Origin of the sequence: Acetanaerobacterium elongatum, from assembly GCF_900103835.1 — a bacterium.
Classification (GTDB): Bacteria; Bacillota; Clostridia; order Oscillospirales; family Ruminococcaceae; genus Acetanaerobacterium; species Acetanaerobacterium elongatum.
Window position 1 is genome coordinate 1 of the sequence record NZ_FNID01000053.1, and the last position, 14,983, is coordinate 14,983.

14 protein-coding genes are annotated in these 14,983 nt (G+C 51.5%); 4 read left to right on the plus strand and 10 right to left on the minus strand.

The features are described from left to right. Window positions 1-318, plus strand: a 318-nt coding sequence (locus BLR50_RS13520) for a transposase (RefSeq protein ID WP_242871772.1), incomplete at its 5' end; no start/stop codon positions are given. A gap of 110 nt (window positions 319-428) precedes the next feature. Here the strand turns inward: BLR50_RS13520 and BLR50_RS13525 are convergent. The 3 genes from BLR50_RS13525 to BLR50_RS13535 form a co-directional block, all read right to left on the minus strand. Beyond that, window positions 429-2,894 carry a heavy metal translocating P-type ATPase gene (locus BLR50_RS13525; RefSeq protein WP_092643465.1) on the minus strand — a complete coding sequence of 822 codons (2,466 nt, stop codon included), beginning with the start codon at window positions 2,892-2,894 and terminating at the stop codon, window positions 429-431. 147 nt (window positions 2,895-3,041) lie between these two features. Next, entirely contained in the window at window positions 3,042-3,677 is a 636-nt protein-coding gene (locus BLR50_RS13530) for an ECF transporter S component (protein WP_242871773.1), read from the minus strand. A gap of 93 nt (window positions 3,678-3,770) precedes the next feature. Then, window positions 3,771-4,538, minus strand: coding sequence for a type III pantothenate kinase (locus tag BLR50_RS13535; protein WP_092643468.1), 768 nt, complete (start codon window positions 4,536-4,538; stop codon window positions 3,771-3,773). A 231-nt stretch (window positions 4,539-4,769) separates the two neighbouring features. Here BLR50_RS13535 and BLR50_RS13540 point away from each other — a divergent pair, with 231 nt between their 5' ends. Then, window positions 4,770-5,414, plus strand: coding sequence for an HD domain-containing protein (locus BLR50_RS13540; protein ID WP_092643493.1), 645 nt, complete (start codon window positions 4,770-4,772; stop codon window positions 5,412-5,414). A 61-nt stretch (window positions 5,415-5,475) separates the two neighbouring features. Next, entirely contained in the window at window positions 5,476-6,333 is an 858-nt protein-coding gene (gene rsmA, locus BLR50_RS13545; protein WP_092643471.1) for a 16S rRNA (adenine(1518)-N(6)/adenine(1519)-N(6))-dimethyltransferase RsmA, read from the plus strand. A gap of 4 nt (window positions 6,334-6,337) precedes the next feature. On the opposite strand, the gene BLR50_RS13550 is transcribed toward rsmA, so the two are convergent. The 7 genes from BLR50_RS13550 to BLR50_RS13580 form a co-directional block, all read right to left on the minus strand. Beyond that, window positions 6,338-6,811: a hypothetical protein gene (locus BLR50_RS13550; protein ID WP_143008130.1), complete on the minus strand. Its 474-nt coding sequence runs from the start codon at window positions 6,809-6,811 to the stop codon at window positions 6,338-6,340. 46 nt (window positions 6,812-6,857) lie between these two features. Next, complete coding sequence (recG, locus tag BLR50_RS13555) at window positions 6,858-8,903, minus strand: ATP-dependent DNA helicase RecG (RefSeq protein ID WP_092643477.1); 2,046 nt, start codon at window positions 8,901-8,903, stop codon at window positions 6,858-6,860. A 41-nt stretch (window positions 8,904-8,944) separates the two neighbouring features. Beyond that, on the minus strand, window positions 8,945-10,597 hold the full coding sequence (locus BLR50_RS13560) for a DAK2 domain-containing protein (RefSeq protein ID WP_092643496.1): 1,653 nt from the start codon (window positions 10,595-10,597) through the stop codon (window positions 8,945-8,947). Between the two features lie 93 nt (window positions 10,598-10,690). Next, a complete protein-coding gene (locus BLR50_RS13565) occupies window positions 10,691-11,044 on the minus strand; it encodes an Asp23/Gls24 family envelope stress response protein (RefSeq protein ID WP_092643498.1) in 354 nt (117 codons plus the stop codon). A gap of 448 nt (window positions 11,045-11,492) precedes the next feature. Next, window positions 11,493-12,371: a hypothetical protein gene (locus tag BLR50_RS13570; RefSeq protein WP_092643480.1), complete on the minus strand. Its 879-nt coding sequence runs from the start codon at window positions 12,369-12,371 to the stop codon at window positions 11,493-11,495. Between the two features lie 113 nt (window positions 12,372-12,484). Then, window positions 12,485-13,882 (minus strand): HAMP domain-containing sensor histidine kinase, encoded by a 1,398-nt coding sequence (locus BLR50_RS13575; RefSeq protein WP_092643484.1) that lies wholly within the window; start codon window positions 13,880-13,882, stop codon window positions 12,485-12,487. A 20-nt stretch (window positions 13,883-13,902) separates the two neighbouring features. Beyond that, window positions 13,903-14,556: a response regulator transcription factor gene (locus tag BLR50_RS13580; RefSeq protein WP_092643487.1), complete on the minus strand. Its 654-nt coding sequence runs from the start codon at window positions 14,554-14,556 to the stop codon at window positions 13,903-13,905. Between the two features lie 150 nt (window positions 14,557-14,706). Between BLR50_RS13580 and BLR50_RS13585 the strand changes: the two genes are divergently transcribed. Beyond that, a partial coding sequence (locus tag BLR50_RS13585) for a helix-turn-helix domain-containing protein (protein WP_162840455.1) occupies window positions 14,707-14,983 on the plus strand: 277 nt, incomplete at its 3' end.

Below are 14,983 nucleotides of genomic sequence, written 5' to 3' on the forward strand. Positions count from 1 at the left end.
GTATGGGAGGATTACAAGGACAGAGCATACGCTTTCACCCATACGGAATATGGCAAGAAGATATACGCCAGAAGAAAAGAAACAATCGAGCGAAGTTTTGCAGATTCAAAAGAGCTGCATGGGCTTCGCTATTGCCGCATGCGCGGGCTTGCGAAAGCAGCGGAACAATGCCTGCTCACTGCTGCTGTGCAGAACATGAAAAAGATTGCAAATATCCTGTCAAACCGGGATATTATGCAATCCGTAAAACGTTGCCTGCTATTTTTGCCTACATACACAAAACCCGCCGGAAAAGGGCGGGTTTTGTCAGTAATCTGAAGGCCGCTCCGAGAGGAGCGGCCTTTAGTTTTAAAAAGTATAAATTGAAATAACATTGCGCAGGCGGATATGCTTATGGAGCGTGTCATCAATATCAAGAGCACGCCGGCTTACCCCTTGATTCGGAACCCTTTCAGACGCAGCGCATTGGTAACCACCGAGACAGAGCTTAATGCCATGGCCGCTCCCGCAAAGATGGGGTTTAACAGCGGGCCGCCAAACAGGTAGAACACACCCGCCGCAAAAGGAATGCCCAGCAGATTGTAGAAGAATGCCCAGAACAAGTTCTGCTTTATGTTGCGGATGGTAGCGCGGCTGAGTGCTATCGCGGAGGGAACCTCATTAAGGTCACCGCGCATCAGCACCACGTCGGCCGATTCCACCGCCACATCGGTTGCGGAGCCGATTGCCATACCTACATCGGCCTGCGCAAGCGCGGGTGCATCGTTGATGCCGTCACCTACCATTGCCACCGTTTTGCCGCTCTGCTGCAGCTTTTGCACCTCACCGGCCTTATCCTGCGGCAGTACATCGGAAAGGATATTGGTGATCTCCACCTCTTTTGCGATAAACTCAGCGGTGCTGCGGTTATCGCCGGTAATCATCACAACCTCAAGGCCGAGCTGCTTTAACCGTTTTACGGCCTGCTTGCTTGAGGGTTTTACGGTGTCGGCTGCCGCCATCAGCGCAGCAAGCGAGCCGTCGATGGCAATATACATCAGCGTTCTGCCCTGCGAGGTCAGCTTTTCGGCGTCAGCCTTTGCGTGGGTAAGCTCGATGCCGTTTTCCTGCATCAGCTTGCTGTTGCCGGCAAGAATGCGCTTGCCGTCTGCAAGTGCGTCAATGCCGCGCCCGGGTACCGCCGAAAAACGTTCCGGCTCGGCGGGGGCAATGCCTTTGGCCTGTGCACCCTCCACGATTGCACGGGCAATCGGGTGCTCCGAGCCACGCTCCGCCGCGGCCGCAAGGGCAAGCAGCTTGGTTTCATCTAACTTGGAATAGTTTATCACGTCGGTCAGCCGCGGCTTTCCCTCGGTAATGGTGCCCGTTTTATCCAGCACAACAGTGTTCAGCTTGTGCGCTGTTTCCAGTGCCTCGCCGCTTTTAATCAGCACGCCCAGCTCCGCACCCTTGCCGGTTCCCACCATAATGGCGGTAGGGGTGGCAAGCCCCAGCGCGCAGGGGCAGGCGATTACCAGTACCGAAACGAAGGCGGTGAGCACGAAGTTAAAGTCCTTGCCCGCCAGTGTCCAGCCGATGGCGCTCACCAGCGCAATACCAATCACGGTGGGTACAAAGTAGCCCGAAACCACATCGGCCAGCTTTGCGATGGGGGCCTTTTTGCCCTGTGCGTCCTCTACCAGCTTGATAATCTTCGCAAGCGCCGTATCGGCGCCTACCTTGGTGGCGCGGAACTTGATGAGCCCCTCGCCGTTAATGCTGCCGCCTGTAACGGGGCTGTCGGGGTGCTTATCCACCGGCAGGCTCTCGCCGGTAAGCATCGATTCATCCACCGAGGATATACCATCAATCATTACACCGTCTACCGGTATCGAGGCGCCGGGGCGGACTAAAACAATGTCGCCGACCGAAACCTCATCCACCGCAACGGTCAGTTCGGCACCGTCCTTTATGATTACAGCGGTTTTTGGGGCAAGCGCCATCAGCTTTTTAATGGCGAGCGAGGTCTTACCCTTGCTTACCGACTCAAGGTATTTGCCCAGCATCACGAGCGTGATTACAACGGCGGCAGATTCAAAGTAGAGCGACTGCGCGAAAGCAAAATCGCCCAGATAGATCTTTACCGTGGCAAAGGCACTGTATAAAAACGCGCTGCCGGTGCCGATGGCCACCAGCGTATCCATATTCGGCGCGCCCTTTAATAATGTTTTGAAGCCCACGCGGAAGAACCGCCAGCCCGCAATAATCACCGGCAGGGTTAAGAACAACTGAATCAGCGCAAACACCAGCGGGTAGTTGTGGGGGTTCATAAACGAGGGCAGCGGCAGCCTTGCGGCCGGTATCATGTGCGACATCGCGATATACAGCTCGGGCAGCGAGAACACTGCCGCGACAATCAGCCGGATGCGCATATTTAAAAGCGCTTTTTCGTGCTGCTTTTCCTGCGCGTCGTAGGAAGAACGGGTTTCAAGGTCCTTGGGGGTGTAGCCTGCGTCAGTGATGGCAGCCTTAATCTGCGACAGCTTTACCACGGCAGGGTCGTACTCTAAGCTTGCGCGGCTGGTGGCAAGGTTTACGCTGGCGGTTTGAACACCATCCAGCTTCTTCACCGCACGTTCCACCGCCGCCGAGCAGGAGGCACAGGCCATTCCCTCTATCGCCAGCTCCACACTGCGAACGGTGCTCTCTTCTTGCAGACCGTAGCCCGCGTCCTCTACAGCCTTCTTTATGGTATCAAAATCTGTTATATTCTCATCAAAACGTACATGCATCTTCTCGGTAGCCAGGTTTACATCACAGGTTTCCACACCGGTTACGGCGCCGGCGGCCTTCTGCGCGTGGGCACTGCACGAGGCACAGCTCATGCCGGTAACAACATAGGTTTTTTCAACCATAGTTTTCAATCCTTTCTAAAATGCAAATAAATTCTACAAAATTAGTGTATTATTATGTTAAAATAAAAGCACACGCGAAAAAGGCATTTCTTCGCGTGTGCAGCCGTTCTGTATTGTTTAAAGAAAAGCTTTTACTGTTTTATATGTTTAGTTTCTGGTTCTTTGAAAACGATCCAGAGCCTTACCAACACCGATAGTAAGGATAACGGCAAGAATCGCCTCCGGGATACCGTTGGTGAGCACCACCATCATAATCATCCCCAACAGAGCGCTGAATGCCTGACCGATGGTATCGGCATACTGCTGCCCAAAAAAAACATACACACCGCCCAGCACCAATATGGTGTGAACCAGTGAGGCTACGAGTGCTGCGATGCCATAGGCAAGGAAACGATTCTTATCGAATTTCGAGATCCACTGAAAAAGCAAAGCTGCCACCACGCCGAGCAGGATGCGCGGCACGAAGCAGATAACCAGGCTCCAGAGGTTGCCGCTTACGGGGCCAACGGCGTTAAGCGGGGTAAAGATGAACGAGGTGGGCATAGGCGTAATAAAGGAATTCACAATAAAGCTGCTCAGACCAAATACTGCGCCCATGTAAGCGCCCGCGCCAACACCCAACGTCACAGCCGCGATAATTACCGGTATGTGCGAGGTGGTAGCCACAATCGGTCCGACTGGCAATGAACCGAGCGGTGTAAAGCACACAATCAGTTCCAGTGCCGTTAATACGCCAAGAAGGGTAAGGGTGCGCGTAGACATACGTTTGCTGTCGGTCTTCAAAAAAATTCCTCCTGCTGTCGCTCCCATTCAGGGATGCAACGCTTATATTATGAAAGCCGGTTGCGACAGACACCGCAGCGGCTGTTCACCGAATTAGGTGTTCTTCTGATAGATTCTGTAAAGCCCCTCCAGCACAAGGTCGGGGTCTAGGATAATCTTTTCCGTGCAATACTTCGTAATGCTTGTGGAAAGCCCACCGGTTGCCACGAATACGGGCGGGGTATCAAACGCCTGCGCATAGCGGCGTGCCATGCCATCAATCATACCGGCTGTACCGTAAAGGATACCGGAACGCATGCTTTCCACCGTAATGGTGGAGATGAGCGGCGGGTCCTGCCCGTCCAGGCCAATGGTTGGCAGCAGGGCGGTACGGTTGGAAAGCGCCTCTAATGAAATCATAACGCCCGGCATGATAGAGCCGCCGATGAACGAACCGGTTTTATCCACCGCAAAGATCTTGGTTGCGGTGCCGAGGTCGATAATCACGCAGGGGAGCGGATATTTGCTCATGGCACCTACCGCGCCGCACACAAAGTCTGCACCGATGGCACCCGGGTTTTCCGCACGCAGATTTAAGCCCGTTTTTATGCCTGCCGAAACGGTAAGTACCTTGCAGTGCAGGTATTTTTCCACCGCGTTTTTGAGCACCGAAGAAAGCTTGGGTACTACCGAAGCGATGATGCAGCCTTCCACCGATTTATAAGGGAAGCCGTACAGGTTAAAGATATCGCGCAGCTCGATGGCGTACTGATCCTCGGTACGGTTGGCGTCGGTATAAAGACGGGAGGTTAGCGTTAATTTTCCGTCTTCAAAAAAACCTAAGCAGATGTTTGTGTTTCCAACGTCGATAGCCAGTACCATACCAGATTGCCCCTTTGTGCTGTTTTTAAAGTTTTAAGTCCTGTATATTTAGTACATCGAACAGGCTAATTATATACCAATTAAGGGCATATTTCAATAGTACAGCGCTAAAATTCAAACTTTATACTGAATTAAAATAAAAAATGGTATATAATAATACCAGTATCCGCCTGCATCCGGGTGGAAAGTGACCGCAAGGGAGAGAATACCGTGCCACAGATTACCTATGAGATGATTTTGAATAACAGTGAGATTAAAACCTATATTCAGATGGCGGACAAAGCGCTGGATTCATTGGGATACACCGAGCATTCCTTTGCGCATGTAACGCGCTGTGCCGCCGTTGCCTATGAAATCCTGCACCGGCTGGGCTATGACGACCATACCTGTGAGCTTGCGCGTATCGCGGGGTATATGCACGACATCGGCAACGTGGTAAACCGCGTAGACCACGCCCAGAGCGGTGCTGTTATGGCGTTTCGCATACTGGATAACCTCGGGATGGACCCGCAGGATATCGCCACGGTCATCTGTGCCATCGGCAACCACGACGAAAGCACGGCGGCCCCGGTAAGCGAGATTGCGGCGGCGCTGATTCTGGCCGACAAAAGCGACGTGCGCCGTTCGCGTGTGCGCAACAGCGACATTGCCACCTTCGATATCCACGACCGTGTGAACTATGCGGTGGAAAAGTCCTCGCTCAACATCGGCAGCGATAACAAATCCATCATCCTTGCGCTGGATATTGATACCGACATCTGCCCGGTGATGGATTACTTTGAAATCTTTCTGCAGCGCATGATGCTGTGCAAAAAGGCGGCGCATTTTTTGAATATCTGGTTTAGGCTTACCATCAACGATACGCCCATATTATAGTATTACTGCCTATAATGCTTTCATACGGCACCCATTAAACCGAAAGATGAAGGACATAAACATGCAGGATAACCTATCCAATATCTCCACCGTTAAGGAGCTGCTTCACCGCCACGGCTTTACCTTTTCCAAGGCGCTGGGGCAGAATTTTATTGTAAACCCCGGTATCTGCCCCAAGATGGCGGAGCTTTCGGGTGCTAAGGGCATCGGCGTAATTGAAGTCGGCCCCGGTATCGGCGTGCTCACCGCCGAGCTTGCAAAGATAGCGAGGCGCGTGGTGTGCGTCGAGCTGGATACCCGCCTGCTGCCGGTGCTTGCCGAAACCCTTGCGGGTTATGATAACGTTACTGTCATCAACGCCGATGTGCTCAAGGTAGACCTGCGCGCGCTGATTGAAAAAGAGTTCGCGGGCATGGAGGTAGTGGTGTGCGCCAACCTGCCGTATTATATCACCTCGCCGATTGTGATGAGCCTGTTGGAGGCGCGCCTGCCCGTCAAGGCGATTACCGTTATGGTGCAGAAAGAGGCGGCGGCGCGCCTGTGCGCCAAGCCAGCCACCCGTGATGTGGGTGCGGTAACCATCGCGGTGCGTTACTACAGTGAGCCAAGGGTGCTGTTTACCGTTTCGCGCGGCAGCTTTATGCCCGCCCCAGAGGTGGATTCCGCCGTGATACGATTAGATGTGCACGAAACCCCGCCGCTGCCGGTGAAGGACGAGAAGCTGTTCTTTGCCGTAGTAAAGGCTGCCTTTGGAATGCGGCGAAAAACCATCTCCAACGCCCTGACGGGGGTGCGCGGCTTTACCAAGGAGCAGGTGCAGGCGGTGCTTGCCTCCGCCGATGTTCCGCCCACCCACCGCGCCGAGCAGCTGACGATGGAGCAGTTTGCGGCAATTGCGGATGGGATATATTCAAGGTAAAGCGCTATAAAATAAACCCTTCCGAAGAAGGGCTTATAGTATCTACTGCTAATAGTAGTGGCATTTTATGAGGCAGACCCGGATTTCGATTCTGATGAAGGAAGAAAAGAATTAAACCTTTTACGATCCTCAATACCTTCATTATAGAGCTCTTCGCTTGTGCTGTTAAAACTTTGATTTCATAAACAGTCTTGTAGGATGAAGGCCACACCATTAATATAAGGCCACCAAAGGTTACTGTAACCATTTGCTTGGGCTTAATAGATTCGACGGGAATGCTTTGATTATCAGGCCCTTTGATTGGAACCTTTTCGGTGGCAACAACACATAAACGGTTTGCTGCAGCTCCGGAATCTCTGTATACAAGGAACTGATTCTCTTCATTTGAAATAACACACGCGGTGAAAACTTCTTTAGGAGTACGCTCTTGTAAAAGAATAACCGTTACAACGGAGCCTATGGTTATGATAAGAACCAACAATAATACCCATCTGATTTTTATTTTCTTTAAAGGTAGCACCACCTCAGTTAAAGCTCTCCGCACTCACCGAGCCGAACAGCTCGGTGATGTTTTGTTTTAAGCCCTGATGCTCCGGCAGCGAGAGGGCAGGGTCGCTTTCTATAATCCGCTGTGCCGCCTCCTGCGTGGTTTTAAGCACCGACATATCGGTTACAAGGTTCGCAAGCCGCAGCTCGGGCAGGCCGTGCTGGCGGCTGCCGAAGAAATCGCCCGGCCCGCGCAGGCGCAGGTCCTCCTCCGCCAGCTTAAAGCCATCGGTGGTTTTGCACAGGGCCGTCAGGCGTTCACGGGTAAGCTCATTTTGGTTATCCGAAACGAGTATGCAGTAGGAGGCATGCTTGCCGCGCCCCACGCGCCCCCTTAGCTGGTGCAGCTGCGAAAGGCCGAAGCGCTCGGCGTTCTCAATCATCATCACCACGGCGTTGGGTACGTCCACCCCAACCTCGATAACCGTGGTGGCAACCAGCAGCTGAATCTCGCCCGATTGAAACAGCCGCATCATCTCGTCCTTTTTGGAGGGTTTAAGCTTTCCGTGTAAAAGCCCCACCTTATAGCCGCGGAAGTCTTCTTCTATCAGCCGCTCGGCAAATTCCTCGGCGGAGGCCAGTTCGCTTTCACCCTCCTCCACCAGCGGGCAGACGATATACGCCTGCCTGCCTTCGTTGAGAAAGCCGCGGATAAAGTTATAGGCGCGGTGGCGCTTTTCGGAATCAATCAGGTAGGTTTTTACCGCCTGCCGCCCTGGCGGCAGCTCATCAAGTATCGAAACATCCAAGTCACCGTAGATCATCAGCGCAAGGGTACGCGGAATCGGTGTTGCCGACATTACCAGCAGGTGGGGGTGCGCCCCTTTCTGCGCGAGGGTCGCCCGCTGCCGCACACCAAAGCGGTGCTGCTCGTCGGCCACCACCAGACCAAGCTTGTGGAAGGTGACGTCAGGGGAGATGAGCGAGTGCGTTCCCACAATAAACGAGAGCTCACCCAAGGCAAGCCGCGCCAGAATCTCTTTTTTTTGTGCGGCCTTCACCGAACCGGTTAACAGTGCGCAGGAGATACCCGCCGCCGTAAGCAGCGGGGAGAGCGAGGCAAAGTGCTGCTGCGCCAGAATCTCGGTAGGCGCCATTAATGCCGATTGCAGCCCGTTTTTGGCCGCCGCATAGCAGAGCGCCGCCGCAACCGCCGTTTTACCCGAGCCAACATCGCCCTGTATCAGGCGGCTCATGGGGCGGGAGCGCTGCATATCCTCAAGTGCCTCGTTTATTGCACGCTTTTGAGCACCGGTTAATTGGAAGGGTAGAGCTGCATAGAATTCCTCAATGTTGGTATTGGTGAGCACCGCTGCGGAGCTTTCGTGGCTTCGGCTTCTTAACAAAACCAGCGACAATGAAAGGGTTAGCAGCTCCTCAAATATCAGGCGCTTACGGGCCAAGGCCAGATGCTCGGTGCTTAACGGAAAGTGAATATTGCGCAGCGCAAAGGTAAGGTGGCACAACTCCTGCTCCTGCCTTAGCTTCTGAGGCAGCGGGTCGCTGAGGTTGTCATCCAGCAACGAGAGCGCCTGCTTCATATTCTGGGCGACAATACGGTTGGTAAGCCCCGCGGTAAGCGGGTAAACCGGGCGCAGCCCCGCCTCCTCATCGGCGGGGAACACCAGCGGAGACGGCATCTCCCGGCGGGAGCGCGTGCCTGCCGCCCGCCCGTAGAACAGGTACTCTGCACCCTCTTCCAGTGCCTCTGCGGCATAGGGGGTGTTGAAGAAGGTGAGCACAAGGTCGGTGCTGTCGTCGGTGGCAAACACCTTGTATAGGGTCATCCCCTTGCGGATACGCTGCTCCGGTGCCTTGGCAAACACCCGCGCGCGTATCACGCAGGGTTCATCGTAGGGCGCCGAGGCAATGGAAGAGGGGTTTGTAAAATCCAGGTAGGTGCGGGGATAAAAGCGCAGAAGGGCGCCGACATCTGCGATGCCCAGCTTTTTGTAAAGCAAGGCACGCTTTTCGCCAACGCCCTTTAAATATTGAATATCCTTGGGGAAGTTTGCTGCAACCATGCTGTGGTTCCCCTCTGCTGGTGTCGTTGAACAATGCGTGACTATTCTACCGAGATAATGTAGTAGTAAACCGGCTGACCGCCGTTTACCGTATGCACCTCAACAGAGGTGGGGAGCTTGGAACGCAAAGCCTCAGCGGCCTTTTCTGCGTCCTCCTCGGTAATACCGTCACCGTAAATCAGGGTGATAAACGTTGAGTCGCGCTTTACAAGCTGCCTTGTAAGCCTTACTGCGGCACGTTCAATATCGCTTTCGGTAAATGAAAGCTTTCCGCCCTCCAGCGCCAGAATCTCGCCCTGCTTAATCTTATGGCCGTCAAAGTCGGAATCACGTGCGGCAAAGGTTACCGAGCCGGTAAGCACATGCTCGGCGGCCTTTAGCATATTCATCTGGTTCTCCTGCACCTCGCAGTCTGGGTCGAATGCCAGCATGGCCGAAAGCCCCTGCGGAATGGTGCGGGTGGGCAGAACAACTACCTGACGGTCGGCAAGCGAGATGGCCTGCTCGGCAGCCATGATGATATTCTTGTTGTTCGGAAGCACAAAAACCGTTTTGGCGGGGGTAGATTCTATCGCTTTCAGGATATCGTCGGTGCTGGGGTTCATGGTTTGCCCGCCGCTTACCACCTTGTTGCAGCCAAGCTCGGTAAACAACTGCTGCAGCCCGTCACCTGCCGCTACCGCGACAAAACCAAAGGGAACAGCAGGGTCTACCGGAACATACTCATGTACCTCCTGTGCCACCTTGGCTTCTGCCACCTTATTCTCATGCTGTTCACGCATGTTTTCTATCTTCATATTGTGCAGGGTGCCGAAGTTTAAGCCCTCCTGCAGCGCATTGCCGGGGTTGTTGGTGTGAACATGTACCTTAATAATCTCCTCATCGTCTACCACAACAACGCTGTCGCCAATGGTTTCAAGGTAGGCGCGCAGGCGCAGGGGGTTGGTATCGGATGAGGCCTTATGCACGATGAATTCGGTGCAGTAGGTAAAGTTGATCTCTTCCTCAAGCTCAGCGCCTGCAGCATTCTTCTGTGAAACGAACGTCTCGGCGGGCTTGTTGGCGGCTGATTTATCCTCAATCATCACGCCATCTTCAAATACCGAGAGCATACCCTCAAAGATAACCACAAGCCCCTTGCCGCCGGCATCCACCACACCCGCCTTCTTTAAAACGGGCAGCAGTTCGGGGGTGGTTTCCAGCGCCGCCCTGGCTTCGTCAACAATAATGCGCCAGATGGCAACCGCGTTGGTTTCGGTTTCGCTGGCCTCAACGGCCTTCTGAGCCGCAAGCCTTGCTACGGTAAGGATAGTGCCTTCGGTGGGCTTCATAACCGCCTTGTAGGCGGCGGTTACACCCAGCGAAAGCGCCCCCGCAAGGTCTTTGCCGTCGGCGGATTCCAAGCCCGAAAGGCCCTTGGAAAAGCCTCTGAACAACAGCGAAAGAATAACACCCGAGTTCCCGCGCGCACCGCGCAGCAGTGCCGAGGCCGCGGCAGCCGACACCTCGCCTACGGTAGCGCCCGAAAGCCTTTTCAGCTCGCGCGCACCGGCCGAGATGGTCATGGACATATTGGTGCCCGTATCGCCGTCCGGTACCGGGAAAACGTTCAGCTCATCAACCGCAAGCTTTTGGTTTACAATATTGTTTGCCCCAGAGATGATAGCATCCCTAAGTGTGTTTCCGTTAATCACATCTTCACCCATTCTGCCGCCCAACCACGGCTGTTAATTCTCTAACTAAGCGCACCTGCTAACCTACGCGCAGGAGCACCTAAAAACGAAAGCCTAATCTGCCTTCATTTCATCAACAAAAACATTAACACGGTTAACAATAAGGCCGGTCGTCTCCTGAACGGTGTAGCTTACCTTATTGATAATGCTTTTTACAATGGCCGCGATGTTCACCCCATAGGTAACGGCTATGTGCAGATCAATCTCCAGCTTACCGTCGCGGTTGCGCACATGAACGCCCTTATCCGGCAGGTTCGGCGAAATAATCAGGGAACGAAGCCCCTGTACCGTGCCGCTGGTGGCCATACCCGCAACGCCAAAACAACTGGATGCCGCGGAGCCAACAAGGTTTGCAAAGTAATCGCCGGAAATCTCGATATATCCCATCGGGTTTTCAATTCGTATCATAGCAACCTCCATTTCTTAATAAGCCGGCTTGTGAACTGTCAGAAGTTCTTAATTAGGTTTTATTATAGCATAATTTTATGAAAATTTTAATACTGTATAATTTATTTTCATCGCATTTTTAACCCGAAATTCAATAGAAAGAAGCTTTTTGCATAAAATCGTATGCAAAGTGAAGTAGGGGTAATACCAAATAGCACTTAAAACATAATTATTTTAAATGCCAAAAGCCGCAAGCACGTGTGGCGCCTGCGGCTTAATGTTGTATTTATATGAAAATATAAGGCTATAAAACCCTGTTGTCGGTTTAATGCTAATTGTTCTTTAATTCAAACGAGACTTTGCCATCCACGGCGGATAACTCTCCGGTTACAGGGTCTATAGCTATGGCATCGGGGTGCTTGCCGGGGTGAGTTTTCTCATACTCTTCAAGCAGCTTCTTTTTCTTTTCCTAAAACGCCTTGTTTTTTGCGGCACCCTCTGCCTCAGATTGTCTATCCCAGTCTACCACGGTTCTTACATAGCCACTGTCTAAGTTAACGGAAAGAAGCGCTTTGTCATACCGTGAGAAGGTAAGCCATATATACTTCCCGTTTTCGCCCTCAACAAAGAAGCTGATGGTAGGGTCAGAATACTTTACACCTTCTCCCGGGCCATTATAGCCTTGGCCGCTGATTTCAATGGATTTTACAATCCCGTTTAGGAGGTTGTATTTCTTAACGAACGATTTAATCAGCGTATCGTATTCCGAATGTTCCTTTTCAAGCTTTGCATCAAAACCTATATTCACTTCTTTATCCAGTGCCCTACAATAGCCAACACTCAATAGTTCGCCTGTTATGGAATCAACCGTAAAGACATACGAAGGTTTTGTTTCGCCGTTAATATAAACATCCCCCTGCCACTGAGAGCGGGAGTTATTTTTATCTGCTGGCAGATAGCCCATCTCAATGATCTGGCCCTCAAGGCTCAAGTTATAAAACCCCCAAAGCCCCTGTGCACCGTTTTCCGCGGCTGCTTCCTTTGAAATGTCCTTCGCGGCTGGTTTTTGTTTGCGGAAGAAATCTAGGCCATTATCCTTTACGGTGTAGTTTGCCTTTTTGTAGCCTTCGGGCAGATTAGGCGCCTGTGAAGAACTGCCGGATGTCGTCTTAGCAGAGCTGCTAACCGTTGTGTCATAACTTGTGGGTACCTTGTCGGTTTTCTTATACTCTGCGGCCGAAGCCATCATGGTTAACCCTTGGAATAATGCTGCGCTAACGGCGAGTACGGCAACTGTTGTTAAAACAGCATTGCGAACGCCTTTTTTCCCTGGACTTTTTGCCTTCATAATAAATCTCTCCTTATAGTTTTTTAATGTGCAGCTCCCAGCCAGCAAGCTGGTGTTTTGTGATCACATTGGGTATTGTAAAAGGAGCGGATTATAGAAAAATAAAAAAGTTATTATGTTATTGTAAAAGTTATTTTTGATATTGTTCCTTTACCAAGGTGGCTATAAAACTCCAGTACCGCGTTATGGCTCTCACAAATCTGCTTGCAGATTGCAAGGCCAAGCCCCGCGCCGCCGTCTTTTCGGTTGCGTGATTTCTCCGCACGGTAGAAGGGCTCGGTAATATGCTGCAAAACCTCTTCGTTCATACCCTTGCCGTTATCCTGAACAGAGATTACCGCATGACCGTTCTCCTGATAAGCACGCAGAACAATCTGCCCTCCGTTATCGCACGCCTTTATAGCATTATCCAGCAGATTCACCAGCAGGTTTTCCAGCAGGCATGCATCCCCGTAAATGGTGTCTGTCTCGCAGCTTAAACTCAGGTTAATCTGCTTTTCCTCGAGCTTAACCATCAAAGACTGCTTTAAAGTAAGAAAAAGATTAGCCGTATTTATAGGCTCAAATTGAACGATATCGTTTCTTAGCTTGGCCAGCTCAAGCAGCTGGCAAGACATACCCTGAATATGACGGCACTCCGACAGGATATACCCCAAAGCATCCAGTCTATCTTCCTGTGAGATGGCGGCTCTTTGCAGGTATTCCGCGTAACCGTGGATGGCGGTTAAGGGGGTTCTAAGCTCATGGGCAAAGTTATCTACAAACCGCTGTTTCTGCTCGGCGCTTTCGGTTAGTGCCTCCATCTGCCGCTGAATCTCATCTGCCATGTTATTAAAGCTGTGCGCCATCTCGGCAAGCTCATCGCTGCCGGAAACCTGAAGCCGTGTTTGGTACGCCCCGGCCGCAATGTTGCGGGAGGTTTGTGATATCATTGCAAGGGGCTTAAACAGTCGGTTGAGCAGCAAAAGCAGGCAGGAGGCCAGCAGAATGGAAAGAATAAGCCCTACTGCAAAAAGCGTGTTTTTCATGTTGTTCCAAGAGCTGATGGAGCTTGTGGTATCATACAGGTATACCATTGTGTATTGATCATACGGCTTGGGAAGGTGACCGGTTACAATCACATAGGAATTTTCTCCTGATTTCCTCAGCGTAACAAGCCTGTCTCCGTTTTCAGGCGGTGCTGTCAAATTATCAAGCGTAACGTCCCCCATCCTATTTGAATAGATGGTTTGCTTCCCCTTCAAAAAGGCAAAGCCCGTTTTCTTTTCACCGGTAAAATAGTTATAGGGCTGCAGCAACAACTGCAGGTTATCCTCTATGCTCACCTCACGGCTCTGAACCGCATTAAAATCCTTTACCAGCGCAGAGACAATAATATAATGCTCACGCAGGCCGCGTTCCTTTGCACGCTCTACCGTCTCCTGCAGCGTCAGGATGGCGATGATAGAGATACCAAGATTAAACGCCAGCAGGAATAATATGAGGGTGGTTAAAAAGGTTCTGTTTTTCATTGACAGATTTAAACCCCTTTTCATCCCTTCACCTCCAAGCGGTAACCCAGCTTATAGACAGTTTTAATCATATCCTCCCAGCCCAGCTTCTTGCGCAGCTTTTGAATATGCACATCGATGGTTCTGGAATCGCCCTCATAGTCGTACCCCCACGCAAGCTCCAAAAGTTTGTCCCGCGAAAGCGCGATATTCCTGTTGTTCACCAACACCTCCAGCAGTTCAAACTCCTTTGGGGTGCATTCCACCGGCACCCCCTTGTAGAACACCTGACGGCTGTTAAAGTCCACTAAGACATCCCCTGATTCAAAGCAGCTGTTGGTTTTCTGTGTACGCCGTAAAACCGCTTCCACTCTGGCCAGCAGTTCCAGCATTTCAAAAGGCTTGGTAAGGTAATCATCCGCACCCATTGAAAAGCCCTTAATGCGGTCAGACAGGCTGCTTCTTGCCGTTAAAAAGATGGTGGGGGTTTCGCTTTGTTGCTTGAACACCTCAAAGCCGTCCAGCTCCGGCAGCATAATGTCTAAGATTACGAGGTCATAGGCATGGCGGCCAAGCTCATCCACAGCAGCCTTTCCGTTATAAACAGAGACGCAATGATGCCCGACCAGCTGAAGATTACGTTTGATTAACTCATTAATTGCGGTTTCGTCCTCCACGATTAGTATGGATGCCATCGATGTCAGTCCTTTCTCTGTGTGCTCTTGCTTACAGTATCATCATGTTATTATTAAGTTGTAAAAACGAAAAGCAGCCCGTTGTGATATGCTCCCTTTATGAGAGACAGTGAAATAACAAACACTGTTCATCATGAAGGGAGTATTTTTATGCCACAAAAATCTAAAATAGAGGTTACTGAAAAAGTTAAAATCACTCGAGAGTATGTATCTGGGAAAATTTCAAGAGAGGAAGCCGCCAGACGAGCCAAGGTTGCACCTGCATCAATAGCCAGATGGGCTCGGATATATCGACAGGAGGGTGCTTTGGGTCTTGCCCCGACAAAAAAGAACCGCGTTTACAGCTCCGAATTAAAGAAGAAAGCTGTCTTGGAATATCTTGCTGGCGGATGTGGTCTGCACACTATCTGCGAAAAAAATGCAATTC

Bases quoted from the DNA above. Each gene is read 5' to 3' on its own strand.
- rsmA (WP_092643471.1), top strand. From the start codon at position 5,476: ATGCAGGATAACCTATCCAATATCTCCACCGTTAAGGAGCTGCTTCAC.
- BLR50_RS13540 (WP_092643493.1), top strand. From the start codon at position 4,770: ATGATTTTGAATAACAGTGAGATTAAAACCTATATTCAGATGGCGGAC.
- BLR50_RS13535 (WP_092643468.1), bottom strand. From the start codon at position 4,538: ATGGTACTGGCTATCGACGTTGGAAACACAAACATCTGCTTAGGTTTT.
- BLR50_RS13575 (WP_092643484.1), bottom strand. From the start codon at position 13,882: ATGAAAAACAGAACCTTTTTAACCACCCTCATATTATTCCTGCTGGCG.
- BLR50_RS13565 (WP_092643498.1), bottom strand. From the start codon at position 11,044: ATGATACGAATTGAAAACCCGATGGGATATATCGAGATTTCCGGCGAT.
- BLR50_RS13570 (WP_092643480.1), bottom strand. From the start codon at position 12,371: ATGAAGGCAAAAAGTCCAGGGAAAAAAGGCGTTCGCAATGCTGTTTTA.
- recG (WP_092643477.1), bottom strand. From the start codon at position 8,903: ATGGTTGCAGCAAACTTCCCCAAGGATATTCAATATTTAAAGGGCGTT.
- BLR50_RS13580 (WP_092643487.1), bottom strand. From the start codon at position 14,556: ATGGCATCCATACTAATCGTGGAGGACGAAACCGCAATTAATGAGTTA.
- BLR50_RS13525 (WP_092643465.1), bottom strand. From the start codon at position 2,894: ATGGTTGAAAAAACCTATGTTGTTACCGGCATGAGCTGTGCCTCGTGC.